The sequence below is a fragment of the Brevundimonas sp. genome (assembly GCF_004210735.1).
Lineage (GTDB): Bacteria > Pseudomonadota > Alphaproteobacteria > Caulobacterales > Caulobacteraceae > Brevundimonas.
The window spans coordinates 29,689-46,931 of sequence record NZ_SDZL01000005.1 but is presented as its reverse complement, the minus strand read 5'-3'; the positions used below and the strand labels follow the sequence as shown (position 1 = coordinate 46,931).

At 66.6% G+C, this 17,243-nt stretch carries 13 protein-coding genes and 1 tRNA gene; 10 read left to right on the top strand and 4 right to left on the bottom strand.

Features of this window, described 5'->3' with window-relative positions:
• The first annotated feature begins 57 nt into the window (after positions 1 to 57).
• Positions 58 to 145, top strand: a tRNA-Arg gene (locus tag EON91_RS01875).
• Between the two features lie 6 nt (positions 146 to 151).
• Here EON91_RS01875 and metC read toward each other — a convergent pair.
• On the bottom strand, positions 152 to 1,312 hold the full coding sequence (gene metC, locus EON91_RS01870; protein WP_292091215.1) for a cystathionine beta-lyase: 1,161 nt from the start codon (positions 1,310 to 1,312) through the stop codon (positions 152 to 154).
• 110 nt (positions 1,313 to 1,422) lie between these two features.
• Here metC and EON91_RS01865 point away from each other — a divergent pair, with 110 nt between their 5' ends.
• Both EON91_RS01865 and EON91_RS01860 read left to right on the top strand, forming a co-directional pair.
• Complete coding sequence (locus tag EON91_RS01865) at positions 1,423 to 2,499, top strand: amino acid ABC transporter substrate-binding protein (RefSeq protein ID WP_292091214.1); 1,077 nt, start codon at positions 1,423 to 1,425, stop codon at positions 2,497 to 2,499.
• 28 nt (positions 2,500 to 2,527) lie between these two features.
• A complete protein-coding gene (locus tag EON91_RS01860; RefSeq protein WP_292091212.1) occupies positions 2,528 to 3,850 on the top strand; it encodes a dicarboxylate/amino acid:cation symporter in 1,323 nt (440 codons plus the stop codon).
• A gap of 3 nt (positions 3,851 to 3,853) precedes the next feature.
• Here the strand turns inward: EON91_RS01860 and sseA are convergent, their stop codons facing one another.
• Positions 3,854 to 4,684 carry a 3-mercaptopyruvate sulfurtransferase gene (gene sseA / locus EON91_RS01855; RefSeq protein WP_292091210.1) on the bottom strand — a complete coding sequence of 277 codons (831 nt, stop codon included), beginning with the start codon at positions 4,682 to 4,684 and terminating at the stop codon, positions 3,854 to 3,856.
• A 99-nt stretch (positions 4,685 to 4,783) separates the two neighbouring features.
• Here sseA and kdsA point away from each other — a divergent pair, with 99 nt between their 5' ends.
• The 5 genes from kdsA to EON91_RS01830 are packed head-to-tail and all read left to right on the top strand — an operon-like array spanning position 4,784 to position 10,041.
• Positions 4,784 to 5,677 carry a 3-deoxy-8-phosphooctulonate synthase gene (gene kdsA / locus EON91_RS01850; RefSeq protein ID WP_292091254.1) on the top strand — a complete coding sequence of 298 codons (894 nt, stop codon included), beginning with the start codon at positions 4,784 to 4,786 and terminating at the stop codon, positions 5,675 to 5,677.
• An 18-nt stretch (positions 5,678 to 5,695) separates the two neighbouring features.
• Positions 5,696 to 7,156: a D-glycero-beta-D-manno-heptose 1-phosphate adenylyltransferase gene (gene rfaE2 / locus EON91_RS01845; RefSeq protein WP_292091209.1), complete on the top strand. Its 1,461-nt coding sequence runs from the start codon at positions 5,696 to 5,698 to the stop codon at positions 7,154 to 7,156.
• Positions 7,153 to 8,154 (top strand): ADP-glyceromanno-heptose 6-epimerase, encoded by a 1,002-nt coding sequence (gene rfaD, locus EON91_RS01840; protein ID WP_292091208.1) that lies wholly within the window; start codon positions 7,153 to 7,155, stop codon positions 8,152 to 8,154. The genes rfaE2 and rfaD overlap by 4 nt, the downstream gene beginning before the upstream one ends.
• Positions 8,151 to 9,254 carry a DUF3089 domain-containing protein gene (locus tag EON91_RS01835; RefSeq protein WP_292091206.1) on the top strand — a complete coding sequence of 368 codons (1,104 nt, stop codon included), beginning with the start codon at positions 8,151 to 8,153 and terminating at the stop codon, positions 9,252 to 9,254. The genes rfaD and EON91_RS01835 overlap by 4 nt, the downstream gene beginning before the upstream one ends.
• On the top strand, positions 9,244 to 10,041 hold the full coding sequence (locus tag EON91_RS01830; protein ID WP_292091205.1) for a glycosyltransferase family 25 protein: 798 nt from the start codon (positions 9,244 to 9,246) through the stop codon (positions 10,039 to 10,041). Before EON91_RS01835 ends, EON91_RS01830 begins: the two co-directional genes overlap by 11 nt.
• Here the strand turns inward: EON91_RS01830 and recG are convergent.
• Positions 10,038 to 12,128 carry an ATP-dependent DNA helicase RecG gene (gene recG / locus EON91_RS01825; protein WP_292091253.1) on the bottom strand — a complete coding sequence of 697 codons (2,091 nt, stop codon included), beginning with the start codon at positions 12,126 to 12,128 and terminating at the stop codon, positions 10,038 to 10,040. The two genes, EON91_RS01830 and recG, sit on opposite strands and share 4 nt — an antisense overlap.
• 94 nt (positions 12,129 to 12,222) lie before the next feature.
• Between recG and EON91_RS01820 the strand changes: the two genes are divergently transcribed.
• Positions 12,223 to 12,534, top strand: a complete 312-nt coding sequence (locus tag EON91_RS01820; protein WP_292091204.1) for a succinate dehydrogenase assembly factor 2 — start codon at positions 12,223 to 12,225, stop codon at positions 12,532 to 12,534.
• Positions 12,534 to 15,983, top strand: coding sequence for a transcription-repair coupling factor (gene mfd, locus EON91_RS01815; RefSeq protein ID WP_292091202.1), 3,450 nt, complete (start codon positions 12,534 to 12,536; stop codon positions 15,981 to 15,983). The genes EON91_RS01820 and mfd overlap by 1 nt, the downstream gene beginning before the upstream one ends.
• Here the strand turns inward: mfd and EON91_RS01810 are convergent.
• Positions 15,980 to 17,239: a diguanylate cyclase gene (locus EON91_RS01810; protein WP_366250145.1), complete on the bottom strand. Its 1,260-nt coding sequence runs from the start codon at positions 17,237 to 17,239 to the stop codon at positions 15,980 to 15,982. The two genes, mfd and EON91_RS01810, sit on opposite strands and share 4 nt — an antisense overlap.
• Positions 17,240 to 17,243 lie beyond the last annotated feature (4 nt).

Here is a 17,243-nt window from a genome sequence, read left to right as displayed (position 1 = left end):
CCACTAAATCCGTCCAACTCGACCTGTAACCCATTGATTCTACGATAGCGAACATTGGCAGAACAGTTGGACGACGGCGTTGTTTTTATTCATTTTCACCTGCCTTCTCAGCAGGGGGGTGCAGGTTCGAGTCCTGCTGGGCGCGCCGCCCTTATGCCAAAGCCGCGAACGCCTGCTCCAGGTCGGCGATCAGGTCGACAGGGTCTTCCAGCCCAATGTGCAGTCGCAGAAGCGAGCCGGGCAGGTCGGGCCGCGTCTGGCGGAAAGCCAGCTGCGGCGTCTCATACGTCGCCAGACTTTCAAATCCGCCCCACGAATAGCCCAGGCCGAACAGGGTCAGGGCGTCCAGCAGGCGATGGGCCTGGGCCATGGCGCCATCCTTGAGCACGACCCCCAGCAGCGCCGCCGCACCCGTATAGTCTCGCGCCCATAGGTCATGCCCCACAGAGCCGGGCAGGGCGGGATAAAGGACCGTCGCGACTTCGGGCCGGGCGGTCAGCCATTCGGCGATCGTCAGCGCGGATCGGGCCTGCTGTTCATAACGCAGAGGCAGCGTCCGCAGTCCGCGCAGCGCCAGCCAGGCGTCGTCGGGCGAGACATGCCAGCCCAGGTCCTCAATCGTCTCGCAGATCGCCCGGTTCAGTTCGGGATCACTGAGCGCGATAGAACCCATCAGCAGATCGGAATGGCCCGCAGCGTATTTGGTCAGGGCCTGAACGCTGATGTCGACGCCTTGCGCCAGGGGGCGGAACGCCAGACCCGCCGCCCAAGTGTTATCCATGACGGTCAGAACGCCCCGCTCGCGACAGGCAGCGGCCAAGGCGGAAACATCCAGCATTTCGAATGTCAGCGAGCCGGGCGATTCGATCAGCAACACCCGGGTGCGTTCCGTTAGCATCGACAGGATGTCGGCGGCAGAGGCGGCGGCGGGATGAAATCGCGAGGCGACACCACGCTGACCCATATGCCGCGTCAGAAAACGGCGCGTGGGACCGTAGGCGGCGTCGGTCGTCAATATTTCGTCGCCCGGCCGGGCAAGAGCCAGCAGGGGGACGGTGACAGCAGACAGCCCCGAGGGTGTCAGCCAGGCGTCGGCCGCGCCCTCCAGATCGGCGACGGCGGCGCGCAACTCACGCGCAGCGCTGGTTCCATCCAGGCCGTAAAGCGGGCCCAGCGACGGATCGCGCATGTCCGCCACACGGTCACTGAGCATGGTCGAGGCGCGTTCGATTGGCGGATTGACGGGACGACGGCCACCGCCCCGTCTCGTGGCGCCGGCGATCAGGCGTGTTCTGTCGGTCAACGAGGGCATCGGGGCTCCTGACGCTTGGATCACGTCCTAAAGGCCTCTAAACCCCCTGATGACGCAAGCAGGTGAGGCGCTGAATGGCGGCACGGGCGAACGGACGATTGATAACGGCCATGATCATGGCGCTGACGCTGGCCGCCTGCGGCCGGTCGCAGGCGCCGGAGGACGGCGTCGACACCCAGGCCCCTGTCACAATGCCTTCGCGCAAACAGGCTGATGGCCCGCCGCCCAGCCCGACGCTTCAGGCGGTGAAGGCGCGTGGACGGCTGAACTGCGGCGTGCATGAGGGGCTGGTCGGGTTCGCCTTTATTGACAATCGTGGGCAATGGCGCGGGTTCGACGTCGACTTCTGCCGCGCCATGGCGGCGGCCATCCTTAACGACCCCAATGCTGTGCGCTTTGTGCCGTTGAACGCGGAGCAGAGGTTTGACGCGCTGGCGGCCCAGCGGATCGATGTCCTGTGGCGCAGCACATCCTGGACGATGACGCGGGACGCCGGCGATGGGCTCAGCTTCGCTGGGGTCAACTATTATGACGGTCAGGGCTTTCTGGTCCGGCGATCCCTGAACCTGAACAGCGCCAGCGAATTGAACGGCGCGCGGATATGTGTGCAGGCCGGATCCACGACCGAGCTAAACGCCGCAGACTATTTCCGCTCGCGCGGTATCGACTATCGCGCCGTGGTTCTGCGCAATGAGGAGGAGGCCCGACAGGCCTATTCCCGAGAACAATGCGACGCCTACAGCGCCGACATTTCCGCTCTGGCGGCCATCCGGACGACCCTGTCCGACCCACAGGCCCACGCCATCCTGCCCGATGTGGTGTCCAAGGAGCCGTTGGGCCCGGTCGTGCGGCGCGGCGACGAGCAATGGACCGCGCTGGTGCGTTGGACCCTGAACGCCGTCATCCTGGCCGAGGAACTGGGTGTCACACGCGCCAATGCTGAGGCCTTGAGCAAGGATTCGCGCGATCCCCGCATCCGGCGGTTGCTGGGCGAGGAAGGCGACATGGGCGCCGAGCTGGGGCTGGACCGGCGGTGGGCCCGCAACGCCGTCGTGGCCGTGGGCAACTACGGCGAGATCTTTGACAAGAACCTTGGCTCGCAATCGACGCTCGACCTGGCGCGTGGGTTGAACGCACAATGGAATGCTCGACCCGGCGGTCTGATCTACGCTCTGCCGATTCGCTGAAGCCGACAGAAGAACCCCCGGGGGATTGATGGAAACGAAGAAGCGCGGCCTGCCGCTCCACGTCTGGATGCTGATTGGCTTTCTGGTCGGTCTGACCCTGGGCATGATCGTTCACGTGACCCAGGGGGCGGATGCGGGCTGGGTGCAATGGCTGACCACCAACGTCACCGGGCCGGCGGGGCAAATCTTCCTGCGCCTGATCTTCATGCTGGTGATCCCGCTGCTGTTCTCGGCGCTTGTCATGGGCGTGGCGGAAATGGGCGACCTGAAGGTGCTGGGTCGCGCGGGTGGCAAGACCCTGGCCTTTACCGTCGTGATCTCGGCCGTGGCCGTCATCATCGGCCTGGTGATGGTCAACATCTTCCAGCCGGGCGCGGGCGTCGATCCGGTCCTGGCCCAGCGGTTGCTGGCCGAGGGTTCGGCGGGCGCCGCCTCCATCGTCGGCAATGCGCCGGAGTCGATCCAGTTCGGGCAGTTCTTCCTGGACCTGATCCCGTCCAACGTCTTCACGGCGGCGGCCGAGAACCAGATCCTGCCCGTGATGGTGTTCGCCCTGCTGTTCGGCGTCGGTCTGGTCATGGCCCGCAGCCGTGCGACGGACCGCCTGCAAGAAGTGATTCAGGGGCTGTTCGAGGTGACGATGAAGCTCATCAACCTCGTGATCCGTCTGGCGCCCATCGCCATCGCCTGCCTGATGTTCAACCTGGCCGCCCTGTTCGGTTGGGACCTGCTGATCCGGCTGGCGGCCTATGTCGGCGTGGCCGTCGGCGCGATGGCGATCCATATGTTCATCGTCTATCCGCTGGCGGTCTGGGGGCTGGGCGGCATGTCGCCGATCGCCTTCTTCAAGGGCGTGCGCGAGCCGATGGTCGTGGCCTTCGCCACGGCCTCCTCGAACGCCAGCCTGCCGGTGTCGCTGCGCGCGGCGGAGGAGCAACTGCATCTGCCGCGCAAGATCGCGCGCTTCGTGCTGACGGTCGGCGCGACGGCTAATCAGAACGGCACGGCCCTGTTCGAGGGTGTGACGGTGCTGTTCCTGGCCCAGTTCTTCGGCATCGACCTGTCGATCGGTCAGCAGGTGATGGTGATGCTGGTCTGCGTGCTGGGCGGCATCGGCACGGCGGGCGTGCCGGCCGGATCGCTGCCGGTTGTGGCGATGATCCTGGTGATGGTGGGCGTGCCGGCCGAAGGCATCGGCCTGATCCTGGGGGTCGACCGCTTCCTGGACATGTGCCGCACCACGCTGAACGTCACCGGCGATCTGGTCGCCGCGACGGTCGTCTCGCGCGGCGAGGTGGACGAACCGCTGGCGCCGGGCGAACCCGTTCCTGTGGCGCCGCCTGCGGTCTGATCGTCAGCCGGCGGCGACGGGCGCGTCATCGCGCGCGCCCCATTCCGCCCACGAGCCGTCGTAAAGGCGGCTCGAACGGCCCAATATCGCAAGGCCCAGCGTCAGGATGGCCGCCGTCACACCCGATCCGCAGGTCGTGATGACAGGCCGGTCCAGATCAACGCCGGCCATCCGGAACGCCTGTTCCAGCGCCATGCCGCGCTTCATCGTGCCGTCCGCGTTCAGCAGCTCGCCGAACGGCAGATTGAGCGCGCCGGGCATGTGGCCGGATCGCAGGCCGGGACGGGGCTCAGCCACCTCGCCCCGGAAGCGGACGGCCGCGCGCGCGTCCAGCACCTGGGTTGATCCACCTAGCGCCCGCCGCACCTGATCCAGATCGACCACGGCGTCGGCATGAAGGCGCGCCCGGAACCGGGCGGGCTGCGGCGGCAGGGAGGGGGTGGTCTCGACAGGGCGGCCCTCGGCGCGCCATTTCGGCAAGCCGCCGTCCAGAACCTGAACCCGCTCGGCGCCCATCGTGCGCAGCATCCACCAGACCCGCGGCGCAGAGCGAATTCCGACGGTGTCGTACACGACGATATGATCATCAACGCCTAGCCCCAGGGCGCCCATCTGTGCCGCGAACGCTTCTGCAGACGGCATCATGTGGGGCAGCGGACTGTCCTGTTCGGAACTGGCCTCCAGATCGAAGAACCGTGCGCCGGGCAGTCGAGCCGCCTCGAACTCAGCCCGCCCATCCCGGCCATCCAGATGCCAGCTGCCGTCGATGATGCGCAGGTCCGGATCGTCGAGATGATCGGCCAGCGTCGCGGTGTCGATCAGCGGGTTGGTCACGACTCGGACCTCCGTGCTAAAGCTTGCGCGGAACAGTGTGCGACGCCACCTGATCGCCGCATAGGCGCGTCAGAGGATGCGTCGCAAGCCCTGACATCGATCGAAAGCCCTGCCGTGAACCGTCCGAACGCCGTCATCGAAATCTCCGAAGGCCTGAGCAAGCCCGTCGTCATCGGCGGCGGCGCCCGCATCGTTTTCATCGCTGGCCCCTGCCAGATGGAAAGCCGCCAGCATGCGCTGGAGACCGCCCACGCGCTGAAGGAAATCGGCGACCGATTGGATGTCGGCATTATCTACAAGACCAGCTTCGACAAGGCGAACCGCACCAGCGCCAGCGCCGCGCGGGGCATCGGCCTGAAAGACGCGATGCCGATCTTTGCCGAAATCCGCGAAGTGACCGGCCTGCCGACCCTGACGGACGTCCACTCCGAGGCCCAGTGCGGACCGGTGGGCGAGGTTGTGGATGTGCTGCAGATCCCGGCCTTCCTGTCGCGTCAGACGGACCTGCTGCTGGCCGCAGCCGCCACTGGCAAGGTCATCAACATCAAGAAGGGCCAGTTCCTGGCCCCTTGGGACATGAAGAACGTCATCGCCAAGGTCGTCGGCGCGGGCAATCCCAACGTCATGGCCTGCGAGCGCGGGGCCAGCTTCGGCTACAACACCCTGGTCAGCGACATGCGGGCCCTGCCGATCCTGCGCGAGATCGGCTGTCCGGTCGTGTTCGACGCCACCCACAGCGTCCAGCAACCGGGCGGGCAGGGCACGTCGTCGGGCGGTCAGCGCGAGTTCGTGCCGGTGCTGGCGCGGGCCGCCGTATCGGTCGGTGTCGACGCCGTCTTCATGGAAACCCACCAGGACCCGGACAACGCGCCATCCGATGGCCCGAACATGGTGCCGCTGAACCAGTTCGAGGCGCTGGCCCGTGACCTGATCGCCTTTGATGACCTGGCCATCAAGATCGGGGCGAAGGCGCAAATGGCGCAGGCCGCGTGAATCCGGTAGTTCGGCGTCATGGCTGAACGCACACTCGACCTCGGCGCCTTGCAGTTGCTGCTGGAGCGCATCCGCGACCAGACGGTGGCCTGTGTCGGCGACCTGATGCTGGATCGCTATGTCTATGGCGAAGTCAGCCGTATCTCGCCCGAGGCGCCGATACCGGTTCTGAAGACCCGCCGCACCGTGGCCATGCCAGGCGGGGTGGGCAATGTGGCGCGCAATGTTGCGGCCCTCGGCGCCGTAGCCCGGCTGGGCGCGGTTGCGGGGGACGACGTCGCCGGAGCGGAGCTGACGGCCCTGATCGCCGCCGAGGATCGGGTCGAGGACGCCGTCGCCAGACCGGCCGGGTCGTCGACCATCGTCAAGACGCGTTTCGTCGCCGCCGGGCAGCAGCTTCTGCGGCTGGACGATGAAAAGTGGCTGGCGGGCGCTAAACTGGATCGCGTTGTCTTTTCAAATTCCTCAGCCATTCTTTTATCAGATTACGCGAAAGGCGTGGTGGATGACGACCTGATCGCGGCGGCGTTGTGGGCCGGACGTGAGTATGGCGTACCGGTGATCGTCGATCCCAAGGGGCGGGACTTCGCCCGCTATGGGGCGGTCGATCTGATCAAGCCGAACGCCAGCGAACTGGCGGGGGCCACGGGCCTCCCGGTCGAGACAGACGAAGAGGTCGAGGCGGCGCTGAGGGCCTTGCTGGCCGCCACGACAGCCAAGGCCATCGTCGTGACCCGCGCAGGCAAAGGCATGACCCTGGCGCGTCGGGACGGCGGTATCACCCATTTCCCCGGGCGAGCCCGTGAAGTGTTCGACGTGTCTGGCGCCGGCGACACTGCTCTGGCGGCGGTGGGACTGGCGCTGGGGGCGGGCGCGACACTGGAAACGGCGGTGCAGTTCGCCATTCTGGCGTCGGGTGTGGTCGTTGGGAAAAGCGGCACGGCCGTGGTCACCCCGACAGAGCTGATCGAGGCCGAGATGAGCCAGCACGCGGCCCTGGCCCAATCCAAGGTCACGCCGCTGGACGAACTGGCCGAACAGGTCGAGGCGTGGAAGCGTCAGGGCCTGAAGGTCGGCTTCACCAACGGCTGCTTCGACATCCTGCACCGCGGCCATGTCGCCTATCTGGCCCAGGCGCGCGGCTGGTGCGATCGGCTGATCGTCGCATTGAACACCGACGCCTCGGTCCTCCGGCTGAAGGGCGAGGGCCGTCCGGTCAACGATCTGGACAGCCGCGCGGCCGTGATCGGCGGCCTGGCCAGCGTGGATCGCGTTACGGCCTTTGACGATCCGACGCCGCTGTCCCTGATCGAGCGGCTGCGGCCGGACGTTCTTATCAAGGGCAGCGACTATACGCGCGAGGGCGTGGTCGGTGGCGACCTGGTCGAAAGTTGGGGCGGTGTGGTGCGTCTGGCCGACTTCGCGGACGGCTATTCCACGACCAGGACCATCGAGAAGATGACGGGGGCCGAGCAATGATCCCGCGCATAATCGTGGTCACCGGGGGGGCGGGCTTCATCGGCTCGAACATCGTCGCGCGCCTGTGCGCTACGGAAGCTTGGGACGTCGTCGTCTGCGACCGGTTCGAGACCGCTGAACTGGGCAAGTGGAAGAACATCGCCAAACACCCGGTCGCCGATGTCTGGGCGCCCGAAGACCTGTTCGATCAGTTGGAACGACACGCCGAGCGGATCGAGGCGGTGATCCACATGGGCGCCATATCCTCGACGACCGAGGCCGACGTCGATCTGATCATGCGCACCAACTTCAGCCTGTCTCGCGACATCTGGGACTGGTGCGCGCTTCGGGACGCGCGGATGATCTACGCGTCATCGGCGGCAACCTATGGTGATGGACAACAGGGGTTCGAGGATCGCGATGATCCTGAGAGCTTGAATGTGCTTCGCCCACTAAACGCCTATGGATTCTCGAAATACCTGTTTGATCAGTACGCGGTGCGGCACGCCGATCGTGGCGAGGCGCCGCTCCAGTGGGCGGGTCTGAAATTCTTCAATGTCTATGGCCCGAACGAGGGTCACAAGGGCGGGATGAAATCGGTTGTGGCCCAGATCTGGCCCCAGGTTCAGGCGGGCGAAACGGTCAGCCTGTTCAGGTCCCATAACCCGAACTATCCCGATGGCGGTCAGTTGCGGGACTTCGTCTATGTCGACGACGTGGTCGATATCGTCGAATGGCTGCTGAACACACCGGACGTGTCGGGGGTGTTCAACGCGGGTTCGGGTCAGGCGCGATCCTTCGCCGACCTGGCGAGCGCGACGTTCGCGGCGGCGGGCAAGACGCCGTCCATCGGCTATATCGACATGCCGGAAACGATCCGCGACCGGTACCAGTATTTCACCGAGGCCAGCATGGATCGCATTCGCGCCTTGGGCTTCGGTGGCCAGTCCACGCCGCTGGAAGAAGGCGTGCGCCGGTACGTTCAGGACTATCTTTCACAGCCGGACCCCTATCGATGAAGACGCCCCGGCTAACGTTCCGGCAATGGGCCGGATGGCTGGGCTTCGCCATGATTTTCGTGCTGCTGTCCGCCGTGGCGGTATGGCGGGGCGATATCCTGCGGGCCATGCTGGACCCCCAGGTGCCGTTCCAGACCTATGAGCCGCCGCCTGCGCCGGACTACCCCAAGGCGTCGTCCTGGGCCCTGCTGGACAACCGGTCGGCCGACGCGGGCAGGGCGCAGATCTTCTTCATCCACTCGACCACCTATGATGGCGGCCCGCACTGGAACGGACCCATCGATGACGTGAAGGCGGATGCCTATCTGCGCCATGTCGTCCTGCCCAACCATGCCGGGCCGTTCGCACGCAGTGGCGCGATCAGCGCCCCGCGCTATCGCCAAGGCAGCCTGTATACCCGTCTCACCCTGCGTGACGATGCGCGTGAAGCGCGTGAGTTCGCCTATGGCGACATCTTGCGGGCCTTTGATGTCTGGCTGACGCGACACCCCACGGGTCCCATCATCCTGGCGGGCAGCGAGCAGGGCGGCGAACTGGCCGACCGTCTGCTGCATGATCGCATACTGCCTGACCCGGCGCTGCGCGATCGGGTGGTGGCGGTCTATCTGATGGACGTGCTGACCCCGATCGGTCGGTTCACCACCTTCCCGATCTGCCGACAGCGCAATCAGGCGGGCTGTGTGGTGGCCTGGGGCGCCGTGGAAGACGGTGACGAGGCCGAATCCAGCCGACGCGAACGGCGGGCCCTGACATGGAATACGCGAGGCCGGCTGATTAATGTGGCCGAGGCGCCCACCGCCTGCGTCAATCCCATCACCGGCTCGGCCGATCAGCCGATGGCCGCCGCCCGCGACAGTCGGGGCGCCACCAACGCCACCAATCTGGAATGGGGCGTGCGGCCGCCAGTGCAGAGCCGCGCGGTCTCGGCCGAGTGCCGGGATGGCGTGTTGCGCTATGTGCGGCCAGACTCGGAGTCCTTCCGCCGACAGGGCGCCTGGGCCGATCAGCGCAAGGCGCCGCCCTATAACCTGTTCTATGCTGACATTGAGGCCGATGCGCTGGCGCGAGTGGCTGCGTGGAGCGTCGCTCATGGCGGATAAGGGCGATTGCCTGTCGGGCGTGGACGGCGTCATCGTCATCAATCTGGACCGGCGACCGGATCGCTGGACCGCGTTTCAGGACATCTGGCGCGACCATCTGCCGTGGGAGCGGGTCGTGCGGCTGTCGGCGTCGGACGGGACGCAACTGACCGGCTATGGCCAGTCGCCGTGGTTTCGTGGCCGCAAGCGCGACCGGACCTGGGCAGGACGCGGAGGTTGCGCCCTCTCACACGTCCGGGCGTTGCGTGAGGCGGCGGCGCGCGGCTGGGACCGCGTCCTGATCCTGGAGGATGACGCCGTTCCGACAGAAGGTATGACATCCGGCGCCATGACCGCCGTTCTGGCCCGTAGTGACTGGAGCTTGCTGTATCTGGGCTGTCATGAGCCGATGGGGCCGTTCCGTCCGGCAGGCGACGGCTTGATGGGCATTCACGGCGCGTTGGACGCCCATGCCTATGTGGTGACGGCGACTTTGCGCGACTGGCTGATCGAACGCATGCCGGACGAGGCGAACCTGTGGCCGTGGATCGCGCGGGAACGGGCGGTCGATCGCTGGTACCGCCGCGAGATTGGTCGGCGCTTCACCGTGATGATGTGTGCGCCGCCTCTGGCCCTGCAGATTGAAGGCGCGTCTGACATCACCCAGATCTGGCGTGCGGCGGATCATGCGCGGCCGACGCCGATGGATGGCGCGCCGTCATCGCGCATGGCCTTTGAATTGAAACGTCTGGGCGAGATCGGCGGCGATCGGCTGAGGGCCGCTGTGAAGCGCAGGGTCGGCTTCTAGTCCAGCGTCGGGCGCTCAACGCGCCAGTCGAACAGCGCCTCGAGCACGCGGACGGCCTGGCCACGCTCCGATGTCAGATCGGGATCACGGCCCAGGATCAGTCGGGCGTCGTCGGACGCGGCCAGCATCAGGGCGCGGTGTTTCACCGGATCGGCGAAGCGATAGGCGGGGAATCCGCTCTGCTTCAAACCCAGCGGATCGCCGCCGCCGCGCAGGCGGAAATCCTCCTCGGCGATCTCGAATCCGTCCTCGGTGCGGCGCAGGGTCTCCAGTCGCTCGCGCGCCGTTTCTCCCAGACCGCCGTCATCGCCGCCATAGAGCAACAGGCAGGTGCTGGCCTTTGATCCGCGGCCAACCCGACCGCGCAACTGATGGAGTTGCGCCAGACCAAAGCGGTCCGCGTGTTCGATCACCATGATGGTGGCGTTGGGCACATCGACCCCGACTTCGACCACGGTCGTGGCGACCAGCACGGGCAATCGACCGTCCGCGAAATCGGCCATGACGCGTTCGCGCTCGGCGCCCGGCATCTGGCCGTGGGCCAGGCCGACGTCCGTTCCCAGCAGACGGCGCAGATCCACAGCCCGCGCTTCGGCCGCCGCCAGATCGATGGCCTCGGACTCCGCCACCAGCGGGCAGATCCAGTACGCCTGGGCGCCAGCCTCGACCGCCGTCTTCAGACGTTTCGCCACTTCGCCGATCCGGGCCTGAGGCAGGACGGCCGTGGTGACCGGCGTGCGACCCGGAGGCTTTTCGGTCAGGCGCGAAACCTCCAGCTCGCCATACTGGGTCAGCTCCAGCGTGCGGGGGATGGGCGTGGCCGACATGGTCAGCAGATGGACGGCGCCGATCCGGGGATCGCCCTTGGCCTGCAACCGCTGGCGTTCGTTGACGCCGAACCGGTGTTGTTCGTCGATGACGGCCAGAGCCAGCCGGTCAAAGCGCACGGCGTCCTGAAACAGGGCGTGGGTGCCGATGGCGACCTGCGCTTCTCCCGAAGCTAGCGCCGTCAGCCGCTCTCGCCGTTCGGCGGGCGTGTCGCGGCCCGTCAGCAACAAGGTTCGAACGCCAGCGGCCTCCAGCATCGGCGACAGGCGCTGATAATGCTGGCGGGCCAATATCTCGGTCGGCGCCATCAGAGCGGACTGGAAACCGCTGGCGGCCGCGTCGGCCAAGGCCAGTGCAGCGACCGCCGTCTTGCCCGACCCCACGTCGCCCTGAAGCAGCCGCCCCATCTGTTCGCCGGACGCCAGATCGCGGCGAACTTCGGCGATGGCCTGGGCCTGGGCCCCGGTCAGGTTGAAGGGCAGGGTGGCCAAAAGGTGTTCCGACGCCTCGCCCGGTTCGATGTGGGGCGCAGGGGTGATCTGACGGACGCGGCGGCGGCGGGCCAGGGCCAGCTGGTGTGCGAGCAGTTCGTCATAGGCTAACCGCTGGCGGGCGGGGGCATCCGGCGAAAGGTCGGGTTCGGCCACCGGATTGTGCAGGGCCTCGATCGCCACACGCCAGCCCATCCAGCGCTGCTTGGCCAGCCAGGCGGCGTCCTGCCATTCAGCCAGATCGGGGGCGGCGGCCAGCGCCTGTTGCGCCAGTTTTCTGACGACGCGGGACGTCAGGCCCTGCGTGGCCGGATAGACGGGTTCCGACAAAGGAATCTCGTCCGCCTTGTCCAGAGGCAGAATGTAGTCGGGGTGCGGGATCTGCGCCTCGCCGTTGAATCGCTCAACCTTGCCCGTGACCAGACGGACCTGACCGCGCGGCGCCAGACTTTCGATATGGCGGGGAGAGCCCGCGAACCAGATCAGGTGGACGAAGCCCGTTTCGTCCTGCGCCCGCACCTTGATCGGGGCGCCGATCTTGTGCGGTGGAATGAGCCGATCGATCGTGACCTCGAAGATGCCGATCTCGCCCTCGACCGCGGCGGCGGCCGTGGTGCGGCGGCGCAGGATCAGGTTCGACGGGGTCAGGAACAGCAGGTCGCGAACCAATGGACCCGCCACCTTGGCCACCAAAGGCGCGACGCGCGGCCCCACGCCCTTTAGGGTCGTGGCCTCTGCAAACAGGGGAAAGAGAATCTGGGGCCGCATCGGCGACAGCATAGTCGCGCGGCATAGCTGGCGAAACGCGCTCTGGAACGCTATCTGAACCGCCTTGTTCTGAAGACCGGACCGGGGAAACCGAGTGGCCGACATCGACGCGTGCGCTGACGACCGGAAAATCCGTCTTGGGCGGATCAATTTTCGCGCCTGGCGCCGGGGTTTCCGGGAAGCCGACATGGTGCTGGGACCGTTCGCAGATCAGATCGCGCCGACGCTGAGCGATGCTGAGCTGGACGCCTTCGAAGCGCTGCTGGATGTTGAGGATCAGTATCTCTACGCCTGGATCATCGAGCGAGAGCCGACGCCGCCCGAGCATGACGGTCCGATGATGGCTCGAATCCGGGCCTTCATGCGCGAGCATGTCGCGGCGGCTGTCGCCCGGGGCATCGGCTGATGGACATTCAAGTCACGCGTGACGATCAGGATCTGGGCGGCGCACCCGAAGGACTGGACGCCCTGATTATCGCCGAGCGCCTGAAGGCAGCCGGCGGGATCGGGCTTTTCATTGCGCGCGATTATCAACGCGTCGGCGTTTTTGTTCAGGATTTCAGATTTTTCTCGGATGATATCGAGATCCTGGATTACCCGTCGTGGGATTGCTTGCCCTATGATCGATTGAGCCCCAGCGCCTCGGTCGGGGCCCAGCGCATGGCGACCCTGACGCGGCTGGCCCAGCACCGGATCGGCAAGGATCGTCCTGTGCTGGTAGTGGCCACTGTGGCGGGCGCGACCCAGCGAACTCCACCGCACGAGATCACCACCGCGGCAGGCTTCGACGCCAGTGTCGGAGCCGATCTGGATACGGCTGCGCTGGAGAAATACTTCGGCGCCAACGGCTACATGCGCGCGTCCACCGTGTCGGAGCGCGGCGAATATGCAGTGCGGGGCGGTGTCATCGACGTCTATCCGCCGGGCTTCGAAGAACCTGTGCGTCTGGACATGTTCGGCAGTGAACTGGAATCGATCCGCACCTTCGATCCGGAAAGCCAACGGTCGACCGGCCAACTGAAATCGGTGTCGCTGTCGCCGGTTTCCGAAGTGTTGCTGGACCCCGACGCGATCTCGCGGTTCCGTAGTGGCTATCTGAATCTGTTCGGCGCGCCGGGTGATGACCCCCTGTATGTTGCTATCAGCGAGGGCGCCCGGCGGCAGGGGATGGAGCACTGGCTGCCGCTGTTCTACAACCGGCTGGGCACGCTGTTCGACTATCTGCCCGACGACGCGCCGGTGTTTCTGGACAGCCAGGTCGAAAAAGCGCGCACGGAACGCTGGACGCTGACGGCAGACGCCTATTCGGCGCGGGCCGAGGCGGCGAAAGGCAAGGGTGGTGCAGCCTATCGCGCCCTGCCGCCGGACCGCCTGTATCTGGACGAAGAGGCGTGGAACTCCGCCCTGGCCGGGCGGAATGTGCGCCGGCTGTCGTCCTTGTCCGGCGCGGCCCAGGACGCCGGCGGGCGTCTGGGCCGCAGCTTTGCGGCCGAACGCGCGCAGGACAGCGTCAATCTGTTCGAGGCCGTCGCCAAACACGCCGAGGCGATGAAGGCGGACGGCAAGCGGGTGTTGTTCGCGTCATGGAGCGAGGGATCGTCAGAGCGGCTGGCCTCCATGCTGGGCGACCACGGCCTGACCCACGTCGTGGCCGTGCGCGACTGGAAGGACGTGCAGGCGGCGCCCAGGGATCTGTATCTGCGGGCGGTCCTGCCGGTAGAGCATGGCTTTGTCACCGACGATCTGGCGGTCATTTCCGAAACCGACATTCTGGGCGACCGGCTGGCGCGCCCGAAGAAAAAGCGGCGGGCGTCGAACTTCCTGGCCGAGGCGGCCTCGCTGACGACCGGCGATCTGGTGGTCCATCTGGATCACGGCATCGGCCGCTATGAAGGCCTGAAGACGCTGGAGATCCAGGAGGCGCCGCACGACTGCCTCGAACTTCTCTACGGCGGTGAGAGCAAGCTCTATCTACCCGTGGAAAACATTGACCTTCTGACCCGCTATGGCGCGGAGTCGGAGGGGGTTCAGCTGGACCGACTGGGCGGCGCGGGCTGGCAGGCGCGCAAGGCCAAGGCCAAGGAACGCCTGCGCGCCATGGCCGAGGGGTTGATCGCCCTGGCCGCCAAGCGGGCTATGCGCGAAACCGACGCGATCACCCCGCCGCACGGCCTGTTCGACGAGTTCTGCGCCCGCTTCCCGTACGAGGAGACCGACGACCAGTTGAACGCCATCGGCGACGTGCTGGAAGACCTGGGCAAGGGCACGCCGATGGATCGCCTGATCTGCGGTGACGTCGGTTTCGGCAAGACCGAGGTGGCGCTGCGAGCGGCCTTCGTCGTCGCCCTGACCGGTCAACAGGTGGCCATCGTCTGTCCCACGACCCTGCTGGCGCGGCAGCACTACAAGACCTTCAGCGAGCGGTTCGCCGGCTGGCCGGTCAAGGTGCGGCAGCTGTCGCGCCTGGTCGGCGCCAAGGAGGCGAACGAGACGCGTGCGGGCCTCAAGGACGGCTCGGTCGAGATCGTCGTCGGCACCCATGCGGTGCTGGCCGAACAGGTTGGATTCAAGGATCTGGGCCTGGTGATCGTCGATGAGGAGCAGCATTTCGGCGTCAAGCATAAGGAGAAGCTGAAGTCCCTGCGCGCCGACGTGCACCTGCTGACCCTGACGGCGACGCCGATCCCGCGCACGCTGCAGATGGCGCTGTCGGGCATTCGCGAAATGTCGATCATCGCCACGCCGCCGGTCGATCGCCTGGCGACGCGGACCTATGTGCTGCCGTGGGATCCGGTGACGGTGCGCGAGGCGCTGCTGCGCGAGAAGTATCGGGGCGGCCAAGCCTACTATGTCGCGCCGCGCCTGAAGGACCTGCCGGATATCGAGCGGTTCCTGAGGGAGCAGGTCCCGGAGGTGAAATTCGTCGTCGGCCACGGCCAGATGAGCGCGACCCAGCTGGAAGACGTGATGAGCGCCTTCTATGACGGTGAATATGACGTGCTGGTCTCGACCACCATCGTCGAGAGCGGGCTGGACATCCCGACGGCCAACACCCTGATCGTTCATCGGGCCGACATGTTCGGTCTGGCGCAACTGTATCAGATCCGGGGCCGCGTCGGCCGGGCCAAGGCGCGGGCTTTCGCCTATCTGACGACGGATCCGGTCAAGCCGCTGACCCTGTCGGCAGAGCGGCGGCTGCAGGTGTTGCAGTCACTGGATAATCTGGGCGCCGGCTTCCAGCTGGCCAGCCACGATCTGGACCAGCGCGGCGGAGGCAATCTGCTGGGCGACGAACAATCGGGCCACATCCGCGAGGTCGGCGTCGAACTGTATCAACAGATGCTGGAAGACGCCGTCGCCGAACTGAAGGAAAGAGGCGAGGGCGGAGCGCCCGATCGCGGCTGGTCGCCGTCGATCAATGTCGGCGCGGCCGTGCTGATCCCGGAACACTATGTGCCGGACCTGAACGTCCGCCTGAGCCTGTATCGCCGCCTGTCGGACGCCGAGAACACCGAGAGCCGCGAGGCGCTGGCCGCCGAACTGATCGACCGGTTTGGCCCCCTGCCGGACGAGGCGAAGCAACTGCTGCGGATCGTCGGCATCAAGGCCAACTGCAAGACGGCCTGTATCGAAAAGATCGACATCGGCCCCAAGGGCGCGGTGCTGACCCTGCGCGACAACAGCTTCCCGAACCCCATCGGTCTGGTCGGTCTGATCCAGAAGAACCAGGCTTTCTGGAAGATTCGGCCGGATCAGAAGATCGTCGTGAAGGGCGAGTGGCCGACCCCGGAAGAGCGGTTGAAGGTGGCCGAACGCATCACCGCCGATCTGGCGAGGGTGGCCGGGGCCGCCTAACCCCGATCCAGGTCGGCCGAGGCTCGTTCCAGCAGGGCGGCGGGACCTTCGCCGTCCTGCATCTGGGCGCAGCCGACGGTGAATTCGGTCACGAAAGGCGAGCGGTCGGCGCCGGCGTCAAAGGCGGTGCAGCCGATCACGGCGGCGATCCGCTGGGCGGCTACTCGGGCCTCAGCGGCGATGGTGGCGGGCAGCGCCAGGGCGAAGACCTCGGCGCCCAGGCGGGCCGGCATGTCCTCGGCGCGCACCAGCCGCGAAACCATGGCGCCGATCTGGGGCAGGGCCTTCTCCAGCCAGCCGCCCTCGCGGGCCTGGGTCAGCGCTTCGGTTTCGACGATGCGCAGGACGCACACCGACAGGGGCTGACGCCGGGCCTGCATGGCGTCGGACAGTCGCGCCAGATGTCCGGCAAAGACATCCCGCTTGAACAGGCCGGTCGTGCCGTCGGTCAGTTCCGTGCCCTCTGCGGCGTCCAGGGTCGCACGAACATCCTGCAGGCGGCGGTGCCAGATCGCCAGGGTGTGGACGCGGTCGGCCAGTTCCAGTTCGGAGGTGTCGCGGGGCGCGACTTCGGCGAATCCCCGGCCGTACAGTTCCCCCAGATCACCGGGCTCGCCACGCAGATAGAGGGCGATGGGGATGTGATACAGGCGGGTGTTGCGTTTCATCCCCGCCGCGATGGAAAGGGCCGGGGCGTGATCGTCGGCGCCCCACAGCACCGCCGCATCGAACGGCTGTTCATGCAGATAGTCGAAGGCGGTGTAGGGCGTAGGCGCAGCCACGACTTCGCAGCCACGTCCGGTCAACGCGTTGGACAGGGCCAGGAAACGACGGTCCGCCGCGCCGGCGGCCAGGATACGAAGGGGCGTGCGATCCAGCGCTGCGACCGGGGGCTCTATACCGCGCAGTCGGAAGGTGTCGCGGCGTAGTTCGGCTTCATCCTCAGCCACGGCCGCGCGCACCATCTGCTCCAGCCGATTGGCGGCCTGAACCGGATGCGGCGTCGTGGTCATGACGAAGTCGGCGCCCGTCGCGACGGAATCCACACCGGGGGCGCACAGGGCCAGAATCGGCAGGCGGCGGGGTCGATCGGCGATCCGCAAGGCGCCGCACAGGGCGCGCAGATCAAAGCCTGCGGCGTCGATAATTACAGCCTCGACCCGGAAGTCGCCCAGAGCGGCGACGGCGCCGTCCGCCGACCGGGCCGTGATCGTGCTCCAGCCCCGGGAATCGAGCCCAACACAAAGCGAGTCCACCCGC

Excerpts from the sequence above, each read along its gene's own strand:
- metC (WP_292091215.1), bottom strand. The coding sequence starts at position 1,312 with ATGCCCTCGTTGACCGACAGAACACGCCTGATCGCCGGCGCCACGAGA.
- EON91_RS01865 (WP_292091214.1), top strand. The coding sequence starts at position 1,423 with ATGATCATGGCGCTGACGCTGGCCGCCTGCGGCCGGTCGCAGGCGCCG.
- EON91_RS01860 (WP_292091212.1), top strand. The coding sequence starts at position 2,528 with ATGGAAACGAAGAAGCGCGGCCTGCCGCTCCACGTCTGGATGCTGATT.
- rfaE2 (WP_292091209.1), top strand. The coding sequence starts at position 5,696 with ATGGCTGAACGCACACTCGACCTCGGCGCCTTGCAGTTGCTGCTGGAG.
- rfaD (WP_292091208.1), top strand. The coding sequence starts at position 7,153 with ATGATCCCGCGCATAATCGTGGTCACCGGGGGGGCGGGCTTCATCGGC.
- EON91_RS01835 (WP_292091206.1), top strand. The coding sequence starts at position 8,151 with ATGAAGACGCCCCGGCTAACGTTCCGGCAATGGGCCGGATGGCTGGGC.
- EON91_RS01830 (WP_292091205.1), top strand. The coding sequence starts at position 9,244 with ATGGCGGATAAGGGCGATTGCCTGTCGGGCGTGGACGGCGTCATCGTC.
- recG (WP_292091253.1), bottom strand. The coding sequence starts at position 12,128 with ATGCGGCCCCAGATTCTCTTTCCCCTGTTTGCAGAGGCCACGACCCTA.
- mfd (WP_292091202.1), top strand. The coding sequence starts at position 12,534 with ATGGACATTCAAGTCACGCGTGACGATCAGGATCTGGGCGGCGCACCC.